12 protein-coding genes are annotated in these 21,718 nt (G+C 39.0%); 11 read left to right on the top strand and 1 reads right to left on the bottom strand.

Translation table 11 applies throughout. The features are described 5' to 3' along the window. The first annotated feature begins 91 nt into the window (after positions 1-91). The 9 genes from QM524_RS18310 to QM524_RS18270 all read left to right on the top strand — a co-directional run bounded on the left by QM524_RS18310 (position 92) and on the right by QM524_RS18270 (position 18,938). The gene (locus QM524_RS18310) at positions 92-2,866 is read left to right on the top strand and encodes a glycoside hydrolase family 2 TIM barrel-domain containing protein (RefSeq protein ID WP_283345668.1); all 2,775 of its coding nucleotides are present in this window, start codon (positions 92-94) and stop codon (positions 2,864-2,866) included. Between the two features lie 81 nt (positions 2,867-2,947). After that, positions 2,948-4,327 carry an alpha/beta hydrolase family protein gene (locus QM524_RS18305; protein WP_283345667.1) on the top strand — a complete coding sequence of 460 codons (1,380 nt, stop codon included), beginning with the start codon at positions 2,948-2,950 and terminating at the stop codon, positions 4,325-4,327. Positions 4,328-4,454: 127 nt separating this feature from the next. Continuing rightward, on the top strand, positions 4,455-5,300 hold the full coding sequence (locus QM524_RS18300; RefSeq protein ID WP_283345666.1) for a sugar phosphate isomerase/epimerase family protein: 846 nt from the start codon (positions 4,455-4,457) through the stop codon (positions 5,298-5,300). A 395-nt stretch (positions 5,301-5,695) separates the two neighbouring features. Further along, positions 5,696-8,431, top strand: coding sequence for an alpha-d-galacturonidase (locus QM524_RS18295; RefSeq protein ID WP_283345665.1), 2,736 nt, complete (start codon positions 5,696-5,698; stop codon positions 8,429-8,431). An 84-nt stretch (positions 8,432-8,515) separates the two neighbouring features. Further along, a complete protein-coding gene (locus QM524_RS18290) occupies positions 8,516-10,066 on the top strand; it encodes an MGH1-like glycoside hydrolase domain-containing protein (protein WP_283345664.1) in 1,551 nt (516 codons plus the stop codon). 487 nt (positions 10,067-10,553) lie between these two features. Next, positions 10,554-12,134, top strand: a complete 1,581-nt coding sequence (locus QM524_RS18285) for a sodium:solute symporter family transporter (RefSeq protein WP_283345663.1) — start codon at positions 10,554-10,556, stop codon at positions 12,132-12,134. A 49-nt stretch (positions 12,135-12,183) separates the two neighbouring features. Then, complete coding sequence (locus tag QM524_RS18280) at positions 12,184-14,370, top strand: alpha-L-rhamnosidase-related protein (RefSeq protein WP_283345662.1); 2,187 nt, start codon at positions 12,184-12,186, stop codon at positions 14,368-14,370. A gap of 105 nt (positions 14,371-14,475) precedes the next feature. Continuing rightward, a complete protein-coding gene (locus QM524_RS18275; RefSeq protein ID WP_283345661.1) occupies positions 14,476-17,244 on the top strand; it encodes a family 78 glycoside hydrolase catalytic domain in 2,769 nt (922 codons plus the stop codon). A gap of 143 nt (positions 17,245-17,387) precedes the next feature. After that, a complete protein-coding gene (locus QM524_RS18270) occupies positions 17,388-18,938 on the top strand; it encodes a glycoside hydrolase family 28 protein (protein WP_283345660.1) in 1,551 nt (516 codons plus the stop codon). 290 nt (positions 18,939-19,228) lie between these two features. Here QM524_RS18270 and QM524_RS18265 read toward each other — a convergent pair whose 3' ends face one another. After that, positions 19,229-20,125, bottom strand: a complete 897-nt coding sequence (locus tag QM524_RS18265) for a M48 family metallopeptidase (protein ID WP_283345659.1) — start codon at positions 20,123-20,125, stop codon at positions 19,229-19,231. 292 nt (positions 20,126-20,417) lie between these two features. Here QM524_RS18265 and parS point away from each other — a divergent pair, with 292 nt between their 5' ends. Beyond that, positions 20,418-20,918, top strand: a complete 501-nt coding sequence (parS, locus tag QM524_RS18260; RefSeq protein ID WP_283345658.1) for a type II RES/Xre toxin-antitoxin system antitoxin — start codon at positions 20,418-20,420, stop codon at positions 20,916-20,918. Then, positions 20,918-21,388, top strand: a complete 471-nt coding sequence (locus tag QM524_RS18255; protein WP_283345657.1) for an RES family NAD+ phosphorylase — start codon at positions 20,918-20,920, stop codon at positions 21,386-21,388. The genes parS and QM524_RS18255 overlap by 1 nt, the downstream gene beginning before the upstream one ends. Positions 21,389-21,718 lie beyond the last annotated feature (330 nt).

Here is a 21,718-nt window from a genome sequence, read left to right as displayed (position 1 = left end):
TAGTAGTGAACAGGGATAAGGCACAGAGGCAATAAAGGTTTGTATTACTCCTTTGATTCTTGGTGCTTTTGTCCACTCATCAAAAACAATCATGACCAAAAGAATTTTACTTTTTCTATTCTTACTGTCGAGTTTTAAGGCATTGTACGCCCAAGAAACCCAAAGAGTTTATCTTTCTGGAAAAGGGAACGATCAAACTGTTTCATGGGATTTTTTCTGTACCGAAGGTCGTAATGCTGGCAAATGGACCAATATTCCTGTGCCTTCCAACTGGGAGTTACAGGGTTTTGGAAAATATAATTATGGCTTCGCCAAAGATAGTTCAAGAGGTAAAGAAAAGGGACTTTATAAATACCGTTTCCAAGCACCTAAGTCATGGCAAGGCAAAGCATTAAACCTTGTTTTTGAGGGAGTTATGACCGATGCTGAAGTAAAAATCAATGGAAAATCTGCTGGTGAAATTCATCAAGGAGCGTATTATGCTTTCAAATATTCCATTACGCAATTACTCAACTATGGCGCTGAGAATTTATTGGAAGTAACTGTAAGTAAGCACTCTGCAAATCAGTCAGTTAATGAGGCTGAGCGTAAAGGTGATTTCTGGATTTTTGGTGGAATTTTTCGTCCAGTTTATATAGAGGTTTTACCTATTCAGCATATTACTCGTGTATCGGTTGATGCCAAAGCTAATGGTAATTTAAAGGCAATGATTCGTACTACTTCCAATAATACAAGCCTTACTTTATCAGCACAATTACATACCTTAAATGGTCAAAAAGTTGGTACGCCGATTCAAGCAAATCTCAAAGCTGGTCAGTCTGAACTAACCCTTGAAAAGCTTTATCAAAATATTCAACTTTGGACTTCTGAAACACCTAATCGCTATAAGTTGATTGTAAGTTTATTACACAACGGAAAAGCGGTTCACGTAGTTGAAAAGAAAATTGGCTTCCGTACTGTCGAAGTAAAATTGCGTGATGGCGTATATGTCAATGGTACAAAAGTAAAATTCAAAGGGGTTAATCGTCACTCGTTTTGGCCAACTTCAGGACGTACCACCTCAAAGGCAGTAAGCTTACTCGACGTGCAATTGATGAAAGACATGAACATGAACGCCGTTCGTATGTCGCATTATCCTCCAGATGACCATTTTCTGGATACTTGTGATTCCTTGGGTTTGTTTGTAATGGATGAACTGGCGGGCTGGCATGGCAATTATGATACACCAACAGGCACAAAACGTCTCGAAGAGTTGATGGAACACGATGAAAATCACCCTTCTGTGATTTTTTGGATTAATGGAAATGAAGGTGGTCATAATTACGAATTAGACCCAATTTTTCCTCAAAAAGATTTACAAAAACGTCCTGTAATTCACGCATGGGAAGATTTTGCAGGATTTGACACACAGCATTATCGCGATTATAACTATGGTATTGGCAATTATGACCACGGACATAGTATTGTCATGCCTACCGAATTTTTGCATGGGATGTATGACGGCGGACACGGGGCTGGTCTGGAAGATTACTGGGAGCATATGTGGGCAACACCACTTTGTGCAGGTGGTTTCCTTTGGGATTTTGTTGACCAAGGTATTGTCAGAACTGATAAAAACGGCATCCTCGATACCGACGGCAATCGTGCTGCGGATGGCATCGTAGGACCATATCGTGAAAAGGAAGAAAGTTATTTTACCATCAAAGAAGTTTGGAGTCCAATCAAGTTTGAGGCAAAAGAAATTACCTCGGATTTTGATGGAAAATTTACTATCGAAAATCGCTATCATTTTACCAATACCAATCAGTGTCGTTTTACTTGGAAAGTCAAATCTTTAGGATTACACCAGTTGCCAGAACTTTCAGGTAAAGCTCTTTCTCCTAACTTAAAACCCTTAGAAAAGGGAACTGTAGCTTGTCAGCAGCTACCTCGCAATTGGCAGGAGTATGATGTTTTGTATGTGAGCGCTTTTGATCCTTTTGGGAAAGAAATTTTCACTTGGAGCTTTAAAATCACCTTGCCAAAAACAATGGCGCAGGCAATTGTCCAAACCTCGGGAAGTACCAAGCCTACACTTCAAGAGCAAGATTCTTTGTTTGTCGTAAAATCGAATGGTTTGACGATTGGTTTTTCTAAAAAATCAGGTTTATTAAAATCGGTATTAACAGAAAAAGGTGCTATTCCATTCAACAATGGTCCAATTGTCCAAGAAGGAAGTACCAATTTTAATAATATCACTACTCGTTTTGAGGGAGAAAATTTAATCATTGAATCAACTTACGATAAAAAAGAGGCTTTCAACACGCTACAATGGACTATTTATCCATCTGGTTGGGTAAAATTGAAAGTTAAATATTTTCCAGCAGCCTATTTGACAAATTATTTTGGACTTAACTTTTCTTTTCCAGAATCTGAAATTAAAGGTGTAGAGTATTTAGGAAATGGTCCATACCGAGTATGGAAAAATCGTTTGAAAGGAAATCAATTTGACATTTGGAAGAAAGATTATAATACTACCGAAACAGGTGAAATACCTTTTGTGTATCCAGAATTTAAAGGATACCATTCCAATATGTATTGGTGTAAGTTTATTACCAAAGGTCAGCCTTTTACCGTTGTCACTGAGACAGAAGATGTTTTTTTTAGACTGTTTAGTCCTGCCTTCAAAACTGATTCCTATCAAAACTATGTGATTAATTTCCCTAGTGGTGATATTTCCTTCATGCAAGGTATTTCGGCTATTGGTTCTAAAACTAACAGAGCTGACAACACAGGTCCTATGAGTATGAAACACGTCTTTTATGACTACGAAAAAGAGCCTAAAAGAGCTGTTGAAATGGTTTTGTATTTTGATTTTTTAAAATAGGGGATAGGGGTTAGGCAATAGGCAAAGAGTTTATTTTTTTTACTCCTTGCCTATCCCCTGTACCCTCAACCCTAAAAACTTATGAAAAATATCCTCATCACTATCACTTTACTAACTTCTTGCTTTTTTACACAAGCACAGACGGCAGATCAGGCGTTTAAAAAACCTTTAAAAGAGGTTATATCGACGATTGAATCTCGTTTTAAAGTGAAAATACGCTATCCTGAAGCCTTAGTGGCTGATAAACAGGTTACCTATGCCGAATGGCGTTTTAGACCTGATTTGGAAACAACGCTCCATCACGTTATGGACTCGCAGGATATTACTTTTACCAAAGAGGGAGAGGGGAAATATAAGTTACAGGCTTTTCAATATCACCTCAAAACTCCAGAAGAAGGCAAACTGCAATTAAACTATCTGTCTACGCTTTCACCAGATATTACTTCTTGGGAATTACGTAAAACCAATTTAAAAAACTGCATTTGGCAAGCACTCGAGATAGCAAAAGCGCCAGCCAAACCTCAGTCTCAAGCTATTATAACCTCCAAACGAATCATGGATGGCTACACGGTTGAAAATATAGCTATCGAAACTTTGCCAGGGGTTTATGTAAGTGGCTCTTTGTATCGTCCTTTAAAATCAAAAGGTAAAATTCCCGTTATTCTGAATCCTGACGGACATTTTGGTGATGGTCGTTATCGTGCCGATTGTCAGTATAGATGTGCGGCTTTAGCCAAAATGGGCGCTATGGCTTTTAGTTACGACCTTTTTGCTTGGGGCGAATCTACCTTACAGTTCAAATCTGAAGACCACCGTCGTAGCCATGCTCAAACGATTCAAATGCTCAATGGAATGCGTATTCTGGATTGGTTACTAACCCTCAAAGATGCCGATCCTACGCGTGTAGGCATTACGGGCGCTTCTGGCGGGGGTAGTCAAACGATGTTATTAACTGCTATCGACGACCGTATCAAAGTAAGTGTTCCCGTAGCCATGATGTCCTCGTATCACAGTGGGGGTTGTCCTTGCGAAAGTGGCATGGGTGTGCATTTGTGCGGAGAAGGTACTAACAACGTAGAAATAGCCTCCATGGCAGCTCCAAGAGCACAAATGATTATATCGGATGGAAAAGATTGGACACAGTTTGTCCCACAAACCGAATTTCCATTTGTACAACGAATTTATGATTTATACCATGCTTCTAATAAAGTTCAAAATGCCCACTTTCCAAGCGAGGGACATGATTATGGAGCTAATAAACGTAAAGCAATGTATGGCTTTATGGCAAAAGAATTGGGTCTAGATCTTCTAAAAATTAAGGATACAACAGGAAATATCGTCGAAACAGGTATTACGATTGAGCCTTTCCCAGCACTATATGTTTTTGGCGAAAAAGGCGAAAAGCTTCCTACCAATGCTGTGAAGGATTTTGAAGTAATTGAGAAGATGTTTACAAAATAGTGGCAGAGGGGCAAAGGCAAAGAGGCACAAAGTGAGCTAATTTTCCTAGTGTTGAAAAATATCAAAATATTTTAGGCAAGGACAAAGGACAATTCACAACTCATCACTCACAATTCACAACTACTTTATGCGTTTTTTATTGATATTATTAATGCTTGCTAGTCAAGGACTAGCACAAACGGCTCGCTATAAAGTGGGGCTGATTGACCTTATGTTGTTGAAACGACAAAAGTTGGGAGCCATTACGCTTACGCAACAGATTGGCGCAGATGGATTAGAATTGGATATGGGTGGTTTGGGGAAAAGACCTACTTTTGAAAACCAACTCGCCAACGATTCTATTCGTCAGGTTTTTATGGATAAGGCCAACGAATTAAAACTTGAAATATGTTCATTAGCCATGACAGGCTATTATGCTCAATCCTTTTGTGGTCGAGAAGAGTACCAGCAATCTATTCGAGATTGTATCAAAACGATGAAAGCCATGAATGTAAAAGTGGCATTTTTGCCTCTTGGGGTACAATGTGACTTAAAAAAAGACCCATCTATTCGTGATTCGGTTGTTAGCAGATTAAAAGTTGCTGGAAAAATGGCAGAAGAAGCAGGCGTGGTAATCGGCATCGAAACAGCATTAAGTGCCAAAGAGGAAGTGGCTTTACTCAAAGAAATCGGTTCTCCAGCCATTCAGATTTATTTTAACTTTTCAAATCCTTTGAAAGAAGGTCGTGACTTGTATAAAGAGTTAAAAATTTTAGGAAAAAACCGCATTTGCATGATTCATGCCACCAATAAAGATGGTGTTTGGCTAGAAAAAGACCCTGAAATAGATATGCTCAAGGTCAAAAGGACTTTGGACAAAATGAAATGGTCGGGCTGGCTGATTATCGAACGCTCAAGAGATGCTAGCAAACCCAAAGATGTCAAAGGAAATTACAGCGCCAATACAGCTTATTTGAAAAAGATATTTCAATAAAATGAGACGAGTTATTTAGTGATTTGTGATTGAGTGGATGAGTGATTATTTATTATTTGACAATATTCTGCTTCTCTAGAAATTTCAGTCAGGATATTTTGTTTTTTTGGTAAAAATCATTTTGAAAATAATCACTAAATCACTCAACCGCTCAATCACTAAATAAAGGATAGTTCGTATCGTTTTGCTAATTTAGCAAGAACTCTCCCTATGCAAATATCCTATAATTTTCAGAGAAAATGGTAGATAGTCTGACCCTTCTAAGCATATACCTTTGTATGTGTTAAATCTGATTTATTCCGAAAAAAATACAAGATTTATTGAGCATCACGCCAATATCTTATCAAAATACATTTCGGACGAATCAAAAGCTCTCAGATTCAGGACTATAAGTTATGTACAAAATTTCACTGGTATTCTGTTGCCTCTTCCTATATGTATCCAATGTTTTGGCAAGTACTTTCTCTAAGGAAGGCGGGGCCAAAACTATTTATTTGCAAGTTCCCCAGCAAACTAATCCACGTATTGCCTATGGTGTCAACAAACTTCAAGCGGTGCTCGAAAGCATTGGCTATAAAGTTTATACCAACGCCAACACGTCCAAAGCCCAAATCTGGATTGGTACTCAGCAAGCCCTAAACAATAGCAATACATTATCCAAAAAGGAAAGTTTTCGTTTATATAAATCTGCTCAAACTCCTTTACAGGTTATAGGTTTTGATAAATCTGGCGTGCTGTATGGTTGTTTGGAATTAGCTGAAAGAATTAAGCGGCAAAAAGCAGTTCCGCAAACCTTGGTGTATCAAGACCAACCCGAAATGGTACTTCGTGGTACTTGTGTAGGTATGCAAAAACCCACACTTTTGCCTGACAGAGAAGTATATGAATATCCTTATACAGAAAAAGATTTCCCTTGGTTTTATGATAAAAAACTCTGGATTAGATACTTAGATATGATGGTCGAAAACCGTTATAACTCACTTTATATCTGGAACGGACATCCTTTTGCGTCATTGGTTCGAGTAAAAGAATACCCTTATGCCGTAGAGGTTGACGATGCTACTTTCAAGAAAAATGAAGAAATGTATCGTTTCTTGACAGAGGAAGCAGACAAAAGAGGTATTTGGGTCATTCAGATGTTTTATAATATCATCGTGTCAAAGCCTTTTGCCGAGCATCACAAAATCAAAACCCAAGACCGTAATCGCCCGATTGTTCCATTGATAGCAGATTATACACGTAAGTCTATTGCTGCTTTTGTAGAAAAATACCCTAATGTTGGTTTATTAATCACCTTGGGCGAAGCCATGGAAGGAGTAGGACAGGATGATGTTGATTGGTTTACCAAAACCATTATTCCAGGTGTGCAAGATGGTCTGAAAGCTTTGGGTAAAACAACAGAACCGCCCATTGTGCTTCGTGCGCATGATACGGATGCACCAAGGGTCATGAAGGAAGCCTTACCAATGTACAAAAATTTGTACACGATGGCAAAATACAATGGAGAAGCCCTAACAACCTATACACCAAGGGGTTCATGGGCAGAATTGCACCGTAAACTAAGCCAAATTGGTACAGTACATATCGAAAATGTGCATCTTTTGTCAAATCTCGAACCATTCAGATACAGTTCGCCTGACTTTATCCAGAAGTGTGTACAAGCCATGCACAACGTTTATGGCGCTAATGGACTGCACTTATATCCGCAAGCTTCTTACTGGGATTGGCCATATACCGCAGACAAAACGTCCGAAAGACTTTTGCAAATCGACCGAGATGCCATGTGGTACAAAACATGGGCAAGATATGCTTGGAGAGCCAATCGTCCTGCGATAGAAGAACAACAGTTTTGGAAATCCTATCTCGGAAAAGAATATGGTTTAGCTACAAACCAAGCACAAGGAATTTTGGATGCCTACAACGAAACTGGAGAAATTGCGCCCAAGCTTTTACGCAGATACGGTATCACCGACGGTAATCGTCAGACGCTAACCTTAGGAATGTTGATGACTCAATTGATTAATCCTTATCGTTATGGCTTATTTACGATGCTATATGAATCAGAAGCACCTGAAGGTGAGATGATTATTGAGTATGCAGAGAAAGATTGGAAAGGTCAAAAACACATCGGCGAAACGCCTGTACAGGTAGCCGATGAAGTAGTACTTCATGGACGAAAAGCACAAGAAGCGATTGATAAAATTGCTAAAAATGTCACTAAAAATACGGCTGAATTCAAGCGTTTGCAAAATGATGTTCATTGCTACAATGCTATGGCGCAGTTTTTTTCAGAAAAGGTTTATGCCGCGCTGGACTTAGTTCGTTATAAATATTCAAATCAAATTAGTGATTTGGAAAAGGCATTACCACATTTAGAACGTAGCGTTGAGCACTACAGCAAACTGGTTGAATTGACAAAAGACACCTATTTGTATGCTAACAGTATGCAAACCAAACAGCGCAAAATCCCGATGCGTGGTGTCGATGCGACTTTCATTCATTGGAAAGAAATGCTACCCGTTTTTCAAAAAGAAGTAACGAGATTACATACTGTTATTGATTCGTTGAAGCAAAGTTCTGGTAAGGGCGTAAAAGCTATTCAATATCTCAAACCCGCTCAGGTACAACTTGATGATGCCAGCTTAACAACCTATCCTTTAGCGAGCAATCAAAAAGTTTTTAGCGATACCAGCATTGTGATTCAAGGTATAGCACCTGAACTAAAAAACCTTTCTGGTATTGTTTTGTCTAAAAAAACACAGATTACTAAGGGCACTCAAATAACTTTTAAAACGGACAAACCTGTGAAAGTTTTGGTAGGCTATTTCAATGAAAAGATAGGGATTTATGATGCGAAGAAAAGTGATTTTCTTCCAAAACCACAACTTGAAATTGATGCCAGCGCCAATAACTTCGGACAAGCAGAAAGTAAGATTACCAATGCAATGTTGCTAGGCGATTGGCCTCCTGTCAATATCCATACCTTCTCTTTCGAGGCAGGAACGCACACACTAAGCCTTGCCAAAGGAGTATGTTTAGTTCTTGGATTCGTAGATGGCTCGCAAGAAATAAAAATCTTCGACGCAGGTTTTGCAGGTAATCAAAAAAATATAGACTGGACGGTAGAATAGTGATGAATGATGAGTTGTGAGTGATGAGTGATGAATAAAATAACCATTCATCACTCACAACTCATCATTCACAATTAAGAAATTATGTACATAAAAAAAATATTAAGCCTTTGGGGCTGTATTCTTCTGGGGTATGGGAGTGTGGCTCAGAAGACCGATTTTGTTGGAACCAAAACCTTAGCCACGGCAGTTGAGCGCTACAATGCGCTAGATAAGGAAGAAGCTGTTATTAATTTTATTCCGAATGCACAATCATATAATTGGTTAGCGCAAAATATTCCTTTATTGGATTGCCCCGACTCATTGATTCAGGAGATATACTATTATCGTTGGTGGGCATTACGCAAGCACCTCAAGCAAACGCCTGATGGCTTTATTTTTACTGAATTTATCACCAAAGTAAATCACGCTGGTAAGCACAATGCCATCAGTAGTGCCTTGGGGCATCATATTTACGAAACTCGTTGGCTTCGTAATCAGCAATATACCGACGATTATATTCGCTTTTGGCTGTATGTCGATCCCAAACACAATGTACAGCGTTTCCATGCCTTTAGTAGCTGGATTGATGATGCTGTGTATCAACGTTATTTAGTCAATCTGGATAAATCTTTTCTAGAAAAAAACATTCACACGCTCGTAGCGGATTATAAAAAATGGGAAGAAGAACGCCAATTATCCAACGGAATGTTCTACCAATTTGACGTAAAAGATGCCATGGAAGAGTCTATTAGTGGGGGAAGAAAAGATAAAAATATTCGTCCAACTATCAATAGCTATATGTATGCCAACGCAAAATCTTTGGCCAGAATGGCAGAATTATTGGGCGATGCAAACACACAAAAGATTTTTACAGAAAAAGCCAATTTCCTCAGAAAAGCCGTTGAAGATACGCTTTGGGATAGCAAGGCCTCTTTTTTTAAGGTAAAATTAGAGAAAACAAAAGCATTCTCCGATGCTCGCGAAGCTATTGGTTTTATTCCTTGGTATTTTAATTTGCCAGAAGATAAGCCAAATTATGCCAAACAATGGAGCCAGCTTACCGATACTTTGGGTTTTAAAGCAAAATGGGGTATTACCACCGCTGAGCGTCGCCACCCTTTGTTTCGTACACATGGTTCAGGACATGGTTGCGAATGGGACGGACCACTCTGGCCCTATGCTACTACACAGACGTTGAAGGCGCTGTCCAATTTGCTCAATAATTACAAACATAAAGGCAATATGACCCCTCAGATTTTTTATGACGAACTAAAGAAATATGCCTTTTCGCATCAAATGAATGGCAAGCTTTACTTAGGCGAATATCAAGATGAGAAAAATGGGGAATGGCTCAAAGGCGACAATCCAAGAAGTAAGTTCTATAACCACTCTGCTTATGCAGACTTGATTATCAGCGATTTAATAGGATTAAAACCTCGTGAAGACCAAGTACTAGAAATCAGTCCTTTGATTTCTAGTAAACAATGGGCTTGGTTTTGTCTAGAAAATATTTCCTATCATGGAAAACTCATCACAATCCTTTGGGACGAAACTGGTAAAAAGTACAACAAAGGCAAAGGACTACAAGTTTTCGCCGACGGCAAACTCATTGGCAAGTCCAAGAAACTCAAAAAAGTAAGCTTTAATATCTAGAAGCTGTAAGCTTTAAGCATTAGGCAAAATGTATCCTCGGTCAGTGTTCCTTTCGACACGAATTGAACTTTGCATCCAAGGTCAGTGTCTCACTGACCTACTGGCGACAGCAAATGCTAGCGTAGAAAGACTTAAAATAGCATAAATGATTATAAAGCGCTTAACTGACGCAAGTTGCCGAGTGAGACACTCGACACGGATTGAAAGTTTAATATCTAAACGGACCTATTAGTGATGTCAGCTTTTAGTGCACATTAATCTTCATAAAATATTAGAAATGAAAAGTTTATGAAGTTTTGAAATCCTACTGTTTGAGCCGCAGGCGAGTTTAGGATTTCTTGACTTTCTTTTGTTACTTTTCTTGTGTCAAGACAAGAAAAGTAAGGTGTTGCGAAGAGAAATTTAGTCCTCTTCGCAACTCTTTACAAAATTTTGAATATTTCTTAACATAACTTATTCCCTCTCATTTTAATACAAAACCCTAACTATGCTTTCACCTCTAGCAGAAAAACTCACTTGGCTTGATTATACCATTGTGGGCATATATCTAATTATATTGTTGGTCATTGGCTATCGTGCAAGTCGCAAAAAAAATACTGACGAAACACTATTTCTAGCCAATAAATCACTGGATTGGTATAGTATCGGTTTTAATATGTGGGGAACAAATGTGGGACCTTCCATGCTTTTGGCATTTGCGAGTATTGGTTATAGCACAGGTATTGTGGCAGTAAACTTTGAGTGGTATGCCTTTGTATTCTTGTTTTTGCTAGCCATTGTTTTTGCCCCAAAATACATTGCCTCGAAAGTATCCACTATGCCAGAGTTTATGGGTAAGCGTTATGGAGATTCTACCCAAAACATCTTAGCATGGTATGCCCTCATCAAAATTTTGATTTCTTGGTTATCGCTCGGTTTGTTTTCTGGAGGTTTTTTAGTTCGACAAATTTTAGGCGTTCCAATGGCTCCTGCGGTAATTGTCTTGGTGCTGTTTGCGGGGCTCTTTGCCTATATGGGCGGTCTCAAAGCTATTGCAAAGGTGAATGTTTTTCAAATGATTCTTTTGATTGGAGTCTCTACTACGCTCACTATCTTAGGATTACAAAAAGTTGGAGGTATCTCAAATATGTATCACCAAGTGCCAGCAGATTTCTGGACATTAATTCACCCTGCCAACGATACCAAATACCCTTGGCCTGCTATTTTGTTGGGTTATCCTGTATCAGCTATTGCATTTTTCTGTACTGATCAAGCTATGGTGCAATCAGTTTTAGGAGCAAGAACCCTCGAACAAGGTCAATTGGGTGTAAACTTTATCGCTTGGTTAAAAATCTTATCTCTACCGCTATTTATCCTAACAGGTGTTATTTGCCATATTCTTTTCCCTAACCTTACTAACCCCTCAATGGCATATATGACCATGGTAACCAATTTGTTTCCTGCGGGATTAAATGGGTTGGTCATTGTTGTGTTGATTGCGGTATTGGTCGGAACGATTGGTTCGTCGCTCAACTCACTGAGTACTGTTTTTACGATGGATGTTTATGTCAAAAAAATTAATCCAACGGCCAGCAACGAACAAATTATCAAAGTCGGTCGCTTAACGGTACTAGCAGGTTGCGTATTTGCCGTATTGATGGCATTGGCCATTGATTCCATTAAAGGGCTCAATCTGTTTGATGTATTTCAGTCGGTTTTGGGCTTTATTGCACCGCCACTTTCTGTCGTATTCTTACTAACCGTTTTCTGGAAAGCCATGACACAAAAAGCCGTAAACGCCATTTTATCTTATGGTTCTGCTTTTAGTCTTGGCGTTGGTGTATTGTATTTATGGGTTTTTACGCCTGACAAATACAGTTTTTGGCCGCATTATCTCTTATTATCCTTTTTCATTTTTGCCTTTTTAGCATTTGCTGCCGTGATTATTTCTATCACTGACAAAAATCCTATAATCTATCTTTCTGAAAAAGAAGAATCTAGTCAAGAATTTAAACCAAGCACCAGAGTAATCACCCTTTGGACAGCCTTAGTGGTCGTGATGGTTTCATTATATCTGTTTTTTAGTTAAAACAACCATTTCAAAAGCGAGAATTTTCGCCCCAAACCTCAATACGTACATGAAACGTTTTTTCTACAAAAGCCTTTTACAGTCCCAGCTCATTTTGGGACTTTGGTTGTTTAGTGCAGGGCTAAGTCTTGCGCAACAAGCTACTTGGATTTGGTATCCGGGAGATTTCGAAATTTGGCTGGGTAACAAAATGCAAAACCGCCGTACCGAACGTGGTGTGTTTTTCCCACCTTTCTGGAAATTAGATAGTCATTATAACTTGATTGATTTTCATAAATCATTCACGCTCAATGCCCCAGAAGAAGTCTCGATTTTTGTAGAAGGACAATACAATGTTAAGATTGATGGAAAAGCCATTACTGGTTATCCCAAAAAAATCACAATGCCCGCAGGAAAACACAAGTTGAGCCTGAAAGTATTTTGCCAAGACCGTGTTCCTGCTATTTTTATTCAAGGAAAAAATGTCGTTTCTGACAACTCTTGGCTAGTAACTTTTGAAGACAAGGAATGGATTGACGAAACAGGAAAAGCTTCTGACCAATCTGGTACAACATGGCTCAATGCTGGTTCTTGGAATTTTAATACGCCAGCACAAGCGCCTTCCAAATTTAGCTTGGCTACCAAAACACAAAAACCTGTGAAAGTGGAAACGCTAAAAGAGGGAATGATTATAGATTTTGGCAAAGAAACATTTGGCTTTGTTCAACTCAAAGGATTGAAAGGAATAGGGAAAGTTGAGATTTTCTATGGAGAATCCAAAGAAGAAGCATTGGATACAGAGCACTGTGAAACACTCGACCAACTCACTATCAATCAAGACATTGCAAAAGATTCGACGATGGAGTTGACGAAGGCTTTTCGATATATTTTTATCAAAAAATCGCCAGCCGTATCCTTCAAGGAAGTATCCATGTTGTATGAGTATATGCCTGAGAAAGAGCGTGGTAGCTTTCGCTGTTCAGACGAGCAAATTAATCAGATTTATGACGTAGCCAAATACACGTTTCAGCTCAATACGCGTGAGTTTTTCATAGATGGTATCAAACGTGACCGCTGGATTTGGTCGGGTGATGCCTACCAGAGTTATTTGATGAACTACTATTCATTCTTTGATTCGCCTGCCGTTACGCGTACGCTTTTGGCTTTGCGAGGAAAAGACCCTGTGACTAGCCATATCAACACCATTATGGATTATACATTCTATTGGTTTTTAGGCATTTACGACTACTATCTTTATACAGGAGATAAGACTTTTATCCAGCAGTTTTACCCTCGTATGCAAACCTTGATGGAGTATTGTCTAAGTCGTCGTAACAAAGATGGTATGATGGAAGGGCTTTCGGGTGATTGGGTATTTATCGACTGGGCAGAAGGTTTGAGCAAAAAAGGAGCTGTAAGTTTTGAGCAGCTACTGCTTACTCGTAGTCTCGAAACCATGACTCTCTGCGCCAATATTGCTGATGATACAAAAGGGGCAACTCGCTACAAACAAATAGGCGAAGAGCTAAAAGCGAAGTTTTTTAACACCTATTGGAATGAAAACAAACACGCTTTTGTGCATAGCCAAGTAGATGGAAAACAAACCGATAACGTAACCAGATATAGCAATATGTTTGCGATTTTCTTCAATTATTTGGATGATGCCAAAAAACAAGGAATCAAAAATCATGTTTTGTTAAATGATAACATTCAAAAAATCACCACGCCGTATATGCGTTTTTACGAACTAGAAGCGTTGTGTGCTTTAGGTGAACAAAAATTCGTTTTAGACGAAATGAAATCCTATTGGGGTGGTATGCTCAAACTTGGAGCGACCTCTTTCTGGGAAGAATATAATCCAGCAAAATCAGGAGCTGAGCATTACGCCATGTATGGTCGTCCGTTCGGAAAAAGTCTTTGTCATGCTTGGGGAGCAAGTCCTATTTATTTACTAGGAAAATACTATTTAGGTGTAAAACCAACAAGTCCAGCTTATGAGCAATATGAGATTACTCCTGAGCTAGGTGGTTTGGCTTGGATGGAAGGAAGCGTTCCAACCCCCAAAGGAGATGTCAAATTGTATTGTAGCAAAGAATCTATCAAAATAACTGGTACAAATGATGGCGTTGGAAAACTTAAATTTAAAAGTCAAACTACCCCAACTTGCGCTCAAGGATCGATTCAATCCGTTGGAAATCAATGGTATGAATTAAGTATTCCCAAAGGACAAACCATCGAAGTGAAGTATCAGCAGTAGAAAAGTGACAAAGGGAACAGGCACAAAGGCACATAGTATTTTCAGATTCAATTTACACTTTGCGCCTTTGTGCCTGTTCCCTCTATAACTTCAGATTCAATTTTTATGAAAAACCCTAAATTAAACTACAAAACTCTAAAATTCTTCCTTTTATGCTTACTTCAAATTTTGTGCTTGAGCTTTCGGAGCAATGCACAAAATTTGTCGCTTTATGACTTGCGTTGTGAATATCTCCAAAACCCTATCGGCATTGATATTCGCAAACCACGCTTGAGTTGGAAAATTCAGTCGGGTGGGTATAACGTCAAGCAAACGTCCTATCAAATTTTAGTAGCCGATTCGCCTGAGTTATTACAACCCAACAAAGCCAATATTTGGGATTCTGGCAAAATCTCTTCAGACCAGTCTATCCAAGTTGAATTTGATGGTAAAACGCTGGAAGCTACACAAGTATATTACTGGAAAGTAAAGGTTTGGGATAATCAGGGTCGCTCCTCAGCTTGGAGTGAAGTCGCTACTTGGCAAATGGGACTTTTCACCGCAGGCGATTGGCGAAATGCCCAATGGATTGCCTACGAGCGTTTGGCAGATAGTTTGGTAAATATTTTACCAACCGACGGACAAAAAGATAAGATTCTCAAAAACAATATCTTACCAATGTTTCGTAAAGATTTTACGGTAAAGAAAAAGGTTAAACGAGCAACCATGTTCATCTCAGGATTAGGACATTTTGAGTTGAGTTTAAATGGTAAAAAAGTAGGTGACAACTTTCTGGATGCAGGATGGACCAAGTACGACAAGCAAGTGCTGTATGTAGGATTTGACTTAACAAAATCATTACAAGAAGGGAAAAACACCGTTGGGGTAATGCTCGGAAATGGCTTTTATTATATTCCACCAGTTAAAAGCCGCTATCGCAAACTCAAAGGTATGTTTGGTTTACCAAAAATGATTTGTCGTTTGAAAGTAGAATTTCAGGATGGTTCTGAACAAAATTTGTACACGGATAATTCGTGGAAAACCGCTCCAAGTCCGATCACCTTTTCGAGTATTTACGGAGGCGAAGACTATAATGCCAATCTGGAACAAAAAGGCTGGGATATGCCCAACTTTGATGAGAGTTTATGGCGAAATGCCATTGTGGTAGAAGGTTTGCCAAGGCTAAGTCCACAATTGACCGAACCAGTCAAAATCATGGAATCTTTTCAACCTATTCAACAAAAACAAGTTGGCTCAGGCGATTGGGTATTTGATTTAGGGCAAAATGCTTCTGGTATTATCGAACTAAAAGTCAAAGGGAACAAGGGTGATACAGTTTGGGTACGACCTTCAGAATTACTCAATGCTGATGGCACTGTCAACCAAAAAGCTTCTGGAAGTCCCTATATTTTTAGTTATGTACTTAAAGGCGAAGGCATCGAAACATGGCAACCACGCTTTAGTTATTATGGTTTTCGATATTTGCAAGTAAAAGGTGCAAAGCCAGAATCTAACGCTAAAACACAGGTAATCAGCATAAAAGGATTGCATATTCGTAATTCTGCCTCGACTATCGGGCAGTTTGCTAGCTCAGATACACTTTTCAACCAAACGCATCAGCTTATTGATTGGGCGATTAAAAGCAATATGACGTCGGTATTTACCGATTGTCCACATCGTGAAAAACTGGGTTGGCTAGAACAAGTGCATTTGATGGGTTCTTCGGTTCGCTATCGCTATGATGTAGCTCCGATGTTCAAAAAGGCGGTAAAAGATATGCAGTTATCACAACTTCCGAATGGCTTAATTCCTGAGATTGCACCCGAATATGTCAAGTTTGAATGGGGTGGCGATATGTTCCGTGACTCGCCAGAATGGGGCAGTAGCAGCATTATTGTTCCCTACTATATGTACCTCTGGTATGGCGATACCCGTGTGCTGGACGAAGCGTATCCTATGATACAACGCTATTTGAAATACCTCGCCAGCAAAGCTCAAAATCATATCCTCTCACAAGGCTTGGGCGACTGGTATGATTTGGGGCCAAATCCTCCGGGGGTATCCCAACTCACTCCCATTGGTGTAACAGGTACAGCGATTTACTATTATGATTTACAAATTGCTGAAAAAATTGCTAAAATCTTAGGTCATGGCGACGATGCGCAGGAATATGCAGATATGGCCGAAGAAGTCAAAAAAGCCTTTAATCAAACTTTTTACCAATCAGAAACACAGCAATATGCCTCAGGAAGCCAGACGGCAAATGCCATGGCTTTGTTTATGAATTTGGTTGAGCCGGAAAATCGTAAAGCCGTTTTGCAACATTTGATTGATGACATTCAAACACGTAACTATGCCCTGACAGCTGGTGATATTGGCTACCGATATGTTTTGCGAGTATTAGAATCAGAAGGACGCTCCGACATTATTTATGCCATGAATAATCGCTCTGATGTGCCAGGCTATGGCTATCAGCTCAAAAAAGGGGCTACCGCCCTTACAGAATCTTGGCAAGCTGGTGGTAATTCTCATAACCATTTTATGCTTGGGCATTTGATGGAATGGTTGTATAGTGGTTTGGCTGGTATTCGTCAAAGCGAAAGAGATGTTGCCTTCAAAGAAACAATTATCGCCCCAGAAGTCGTAGGAGAGCTCACACAAGCAGAAGGAAGTTATGAATCACCTTATGGAAAAATAAGTACCCTTTGGAAAAAAACCAGCAAACGCTTTACTCTAAACGTAAGCGTTCCTGTCAACACAAATGCTAAAATTTTAGTAGATCAACATTTAGGAAAAACCATTAAACAAAATGGTAAAATCATCCCAGCCGAAAAGCAAGGCAATAAATATTTGATATCAGTAGGTTCAGGAAATTACCTTTTTGAATTGTATTAGTCCTTTTTATCCGTAGAGATGCTAGGCTTGTATCTTTTGTAAAGAATGTTTTAGCCGTAAAATATTACATCTGATTCATGTCAAATACAGGAGACGCAAGCATTGCGTCTCTACAGAATATTATCTTTTTATTTTTGAAAAACATGAAAAAAAATATCAGTCTTACACTTCTCTTGTTGGCGCTAGGTATCAGCGTGCAAGCGCAGGTATATTTGAATGTATTGAAATTTGGCGTCAAAAATGATAGCTCCAAACTCGCTACAGAAGGAATCAAAAAAGCCATTGCTTCTGCTGTCAAGCAAGGGGGAGGAACCATCTATTTCCCCGCTGGCAAATATAAAACAGGTCCTATCGAACTCAAAAGTAATATTACCATCTTCATCGATGCTGGTGCAGAGCTACATTTTACTGATAATTTTGACGCCTATCTTCCAATGGTTCCTTCTCGCTGGGAAGGGACAGATGTCGTTAATTTTTCACCGCTATTTTATGCCTACAAAGCCGAAAATATTGCCATTAAGGGAAGAGGCTTGGTTGACGGGCATGGCAAAAAATGGTGGGCTTACTCAGAAGTTCATGTCAAAAACATTCCCACTTCTAAATGGCAAGAGGAGTTCAAACGACTCAACAAAGATGTATTGGCACCAGACCTTCCAGGTTGGATAGAGAAAGGTTTTTTGCGTCCTCCTTTTATTCAACCCATGTTTTGTAAAAATGTACAAATTGAAGGAATCACGATAAAAAATTCTCCTTTCTGGACAGTCAACCCTGAGTTTTGTGACAATGTAACCATTCATGGTGTGACCATCGAAAACCCACATTCTCCCAATACAGACGGCATCAACCCCGAATCTTGTAGCAACGTGCATATTTCCAACTGCCATATTAGCGTTGGAGATGACTGCATTACCATCAAATCTGGAAAAGATCGTTCGGGGCGCAAAAGAAATATTCCTGCCGAAAATTATACCATTACTAACTGTACGATGCTGTCGGGACATGGAGGTGTTGTAATTGGCAGTGAAATGTCGGGTGGTGTGAAAAAGATTGTGATTTCGAACTGCATTTTCGATGGTACAGACAGAGGAATTCGTATCAAAACTGCACGCGGTCGTGGTGGCGTGGTTGAGGATATTCGTGTAGACAATATCGTGATGAAAAACATCAAAGAACAGGCTATTGTACTCGATATGCAATATGCCAAAACGACGGTTGAGCCCATTTCTGAACGCACTCCTATTTTCCGCAATATTCATTTTAGCAATATCACCGCACAAGGAAATCAAGCAGGCTATCTAAATGGACTTGAAGAACTGCCTATTGAAGACATCAGTTTTCAAGACCTCAATTTTGATACTCAATCAGGTTTTGTCATTAAAAACTCCAAAAATATCCAGTTCGACAACGTGCGTGTCAATACCGAAAGAGGGGCTGTCATCAAAGCCGAAAACAGTCAGCTAATCAGCATCAAACAAGTATTGACGAATAAGCCACATGTGGGAGTTCCTATCTTGGATTTCAACAACTTACAACAAGTTTCTATCCAAGGAAATATCCCTTTAGTATCGTCTGATATATATTTGAAAGTCTCAGGAGAAAAGTCATCGAATTATTTGATGGGAGATAACAATTTCAAAAATGTCAAAACACCCATACAAACAAGCCCAGAAGTTCCTGCGGGGTTTAATCAGTAAAAATTCGCTAGCTGGTGCTGGATTCCTATCCAGCACCCATTTTTTCCAAGGATTCCAATCCTTGCCGTAGAGACGTAACTTGTTACGTCTACAAATGATTATCTACATAGAAACATAATAGATTAGACTTAGCAGTGCTACGTCTCTACGATATTTTCTGGTGCTGGATTCACACCCAGCACCTATTTTTTCCAAGGATTCCAATCCTTGCTGTAGAGACGTAACATCTTACGTCTCCAGATGATTGTCAAAATAGAAACCTGATTGATAGACGTAGCGGTGCTACGTCTCTACGATACTGGTGCTGGCAGCACTTGAAACTGAATATTAGCCAATCGTTTTTCAATGCTGGGATGTGTCATACTCCCTTGGTCTACAATATGTTCTGTCAGTTCAGAGAGTTTTAGAAGAGCATTTCCCATCGCCTGATTTGAAGTATGCTGTGCTCCATATTGATCAGCCTGATATTCTGCATAATGACTTATTTTGGAGAATATAATTGCATAAACCAAGCCTATTAAACCTCCGTACCAAAAGACAAGATTTCCATCATTGAATGAAGGATAAAATTGATGCACTAAATCGAAGAAAGGTTGTCTGAAACATCCCAAAAGAATACATTGTAAAACCACCAAAAAATAAAACTTTATTAAATCGTAGTGTTTATGATGCCCTACCTCATGATACAAGATTGCCTCTCGTTCTTCTTGTGTCAGCTTTTCCATCAAACCTCGTCCCATCACTATCACTCTATTTTGTGACAAAAAGCCTGTAGCAAAGGCATTGATAGTATCATTATTGGTGATATATACCGAGACTTTTTTCTGTAAATTCTCAGATAACGTTGCTGAATATTCGGGGCTAAATGTTAGCCTACGCTTATCGTATTTAAGAACGAATGGATGAACTAGAAAAAAGTACCCATTAATAATAAGTAAGCCAATGATAAATAGAGGCGCATTTTGAATAGTCCAATCTCCCTCAAACCAGTCAAATAGTTTTGCTAAATAAGTGAATACAAATAGATAAATTGTTGCAAATAAATAATCTCGAAAAGTAAAAAATAGCAATTTTCGAATAATGTTTAATTGCTTCTTGCGATAGAAAAGATAAGGAAATAGGAGAACAAACAACTGAATGAGGGATAAACCAAGTGTGAGCTCTAGGGCAGAAAGTAGTGTTTTCATTTGTAATAAGTGTTTAAATAATTTTGTCTGGAAATGTATAAATTATTTCTGAAAACCCTTCTATTTAATCTCCAATAAATTTTATTTCTCGCTGGTGCTGGATTCCAATCCCTACCGTAGAGACGTAACATGTTACGTCTACAAATGATTGTCAAGGTATAAACTTACTTAGTAGACGTAGCGGTGCTACGTCTCTACGATGGATATATAGATAATTATCTTATTTTTAGGAACAAAGAAACTTTTTACTATAGCATATTTGTTGTACATTAGTAATAAATATGTTATAACTATGGAAAAGTCAAGCATAAAAACAGGACGTTTTGACCCAAAACTCAGCATTAAACGTGCTCGTGAACGGAAAAAAGTCACCCTTGGGTCAACATTGGTAACCCCCACGCATACCTACACATGGAGTTCAAGCATGGAACGCTTAAACATTCTTCGTGAAGGAATTCCTTATGAGTCAATCGAAGTATTGAGTCAGCGCATCAATACCTCTGTCAAAGATATTTTGCAGTTGATTGATATGCCTCAAACTACCTACAATAAGAAAAAACGAGAGCAAGCGCTCCTAACAGGTCGCGATAGCGAAATTGTTTTGTTATCTATCGAACTGCTCGATTATGGTATTGAAGTATTTAATCAAGAAGAGGACAAGTTTCAGCGTTGGCTTAAAAAAAGTAACATTGCGCTTGGCGGTGTTACCCCCGAAAGTTTACTAGACTCTACCACAGGTATTCAAGAAGTGATGAATTGCCTCAACCGACTTGAATACGGAAATTTAGCTTAATGAAAGTTTATAGAATCGAACGAGAAAAGTATCTGTCCACCACGCTACAGGGAATTGGGGCAGCGCTTAGTAAAGGTTTTCGTTGGAATAGTCAAAATACCTATTTGGTTTATACCGCCGCTACTCGCGCATTGGCAATGCTCGAAGTAGCCGTTCACCTCGATTTGAGTGAGGATTTACCCAATGATCGGTATTATGTAGAAATAGACATTCCTGACGATATAACTATTTTAGAATTAGCCAATGAAGATTTACCCGAACAATGGGATGCAAAACCTCCATTGTTAGAAACCCAGTACATAGGCGACGATTTTGTTAGAAGCAATAGTGCCGCTGTACTCAAAGTACCAAGTAGCATTGTGCCACCAGAATATAATTACCTTATCAATCCCAATCATCCTGAAGCTGCCAAAATCAAAGTAATGTCAACGCAGAAACTCGCTTTTGATAAACGACTTAGAGGAATGTAGAAGGTGCAACTATTGGGGGTTTGGGATTTCTGATTTCGGAGTTCCTGAAAAACGCCTTAATTTTTTATAAAATATGATTCAACAATAGGCTATCCTTCCTATATCCTATGAGCTTTATCATTAAAATACAATTGGTGTAGGGGCAACCCTTGCGGTTGCCACATTCCGAATGTCAACCGCAAGGGTTGCCCCTACACTCAAAAATGCGAATAATGAGAACACTTTTGAACAAAATACAATCCTTCGTACAGTACTATTTAAAAATTCACAATTCATCACAATATCAAATCACCTCCCAAAACTCCGTAACCCACCATCATCCACCCATCT

It is taken from the genome of Flectobacillus roseus, assembly GCF_030056595.1.
Classification (GTDB): Bacteria; Bacteroidota; Bacteroidia; order Cytophagales; family Spirosomataceae; genus Flectobacillus; species Flectobacillus roseus.
This window is presented reverse-complemented; position numbering and strand designations above follow the sequence as displayed.

Excerpts from the sequence above, each read along its gene's own strand:
- QM524_RS18310 (WP_283345668.1), top strand. The coding sequence starts at position 92 with ATGACCAAAAGAATTTTACTTTTTCTATTCTTACTGTCGAGTTTTAAG.
- QM524_RS18275 (WP_283345661.1), top strand. The coding sequence starts at position 14,476 with ATGAAAAACCCTAAATTAAACTACAAAACTCTAAAATTCTTCCTTTTA.
- QM524_RS18270 (WP_283345660.1), top strand. The coding sequence starts at position 17,388 with ATGAAAAAAAATATCAGTCTTACACTTCTCTTGTTGGCGCTAGGTATC.
- QM524_RS18255 (WP_283345657.1), top strand. The coding sequence starts at position 20,918 with ATGAAAGTTTATAGAATCGAACGAGAAAAGTATCTGTCCACCACGCTA.
- QM524_RS18300 (WP_283345666.1), top strand. The coding sequence starts at position 4,455 with ATGCGTTTTTTATTGATATTATTAATGCTTGCTAGTCAAGGACTAGCA.
- QM524_RS18290 (WP_283345664.1), top strand. The coding sequence starts at position 8,516 with ATGTACATAAAAAAAATATTAAGCCTTTGGGGCTGTATTCTTCTGGGG.
- QM524_RS18295 (WP_283345665.1), top strand. The coding sequence starts at position 5,696 with ATGTACAAAATTTCACTGGTATTCTGTTGCCTCTTCCTATATGTATCC.
- QM524_RS18280 (WP_283345662.1), top strand. The coding sequence starts at position 12,184 with ATGAAACGTTTTTTCTACAAAAGCCTTTTACAGTCCCAGCTCATTTTG.
- parS (WP_283345658.1), top strand. The coding sequence starts at position 20,418 with ATGGAAAAGTCAAGCATAAAAACAGGACGTTTTGACCCAAAACTCAGC.
- QM524_RS18265 (WP_283345659.1), bottom strand. The coding sequence starts at position 20,125 with ATGAAAACACTACTTTCTGCCCTAGAGCTCACACTTGGTTTATCCCTC.
- QM524_RS18305 (WP_283345667.1), top strand. The coding sequence starts at position 2,948 with ATGAAAAATATCCTCATCACTATCACTTTACTAACTTCTTGCTTTTTT.
- QM524_RS18285 (WP_283345663.1), top strand. The coding sequence starts at position 10,554 with ATGCTTTCACCTCTAGCAGAAAAACTCACTTGGCTTGATTATACCATT.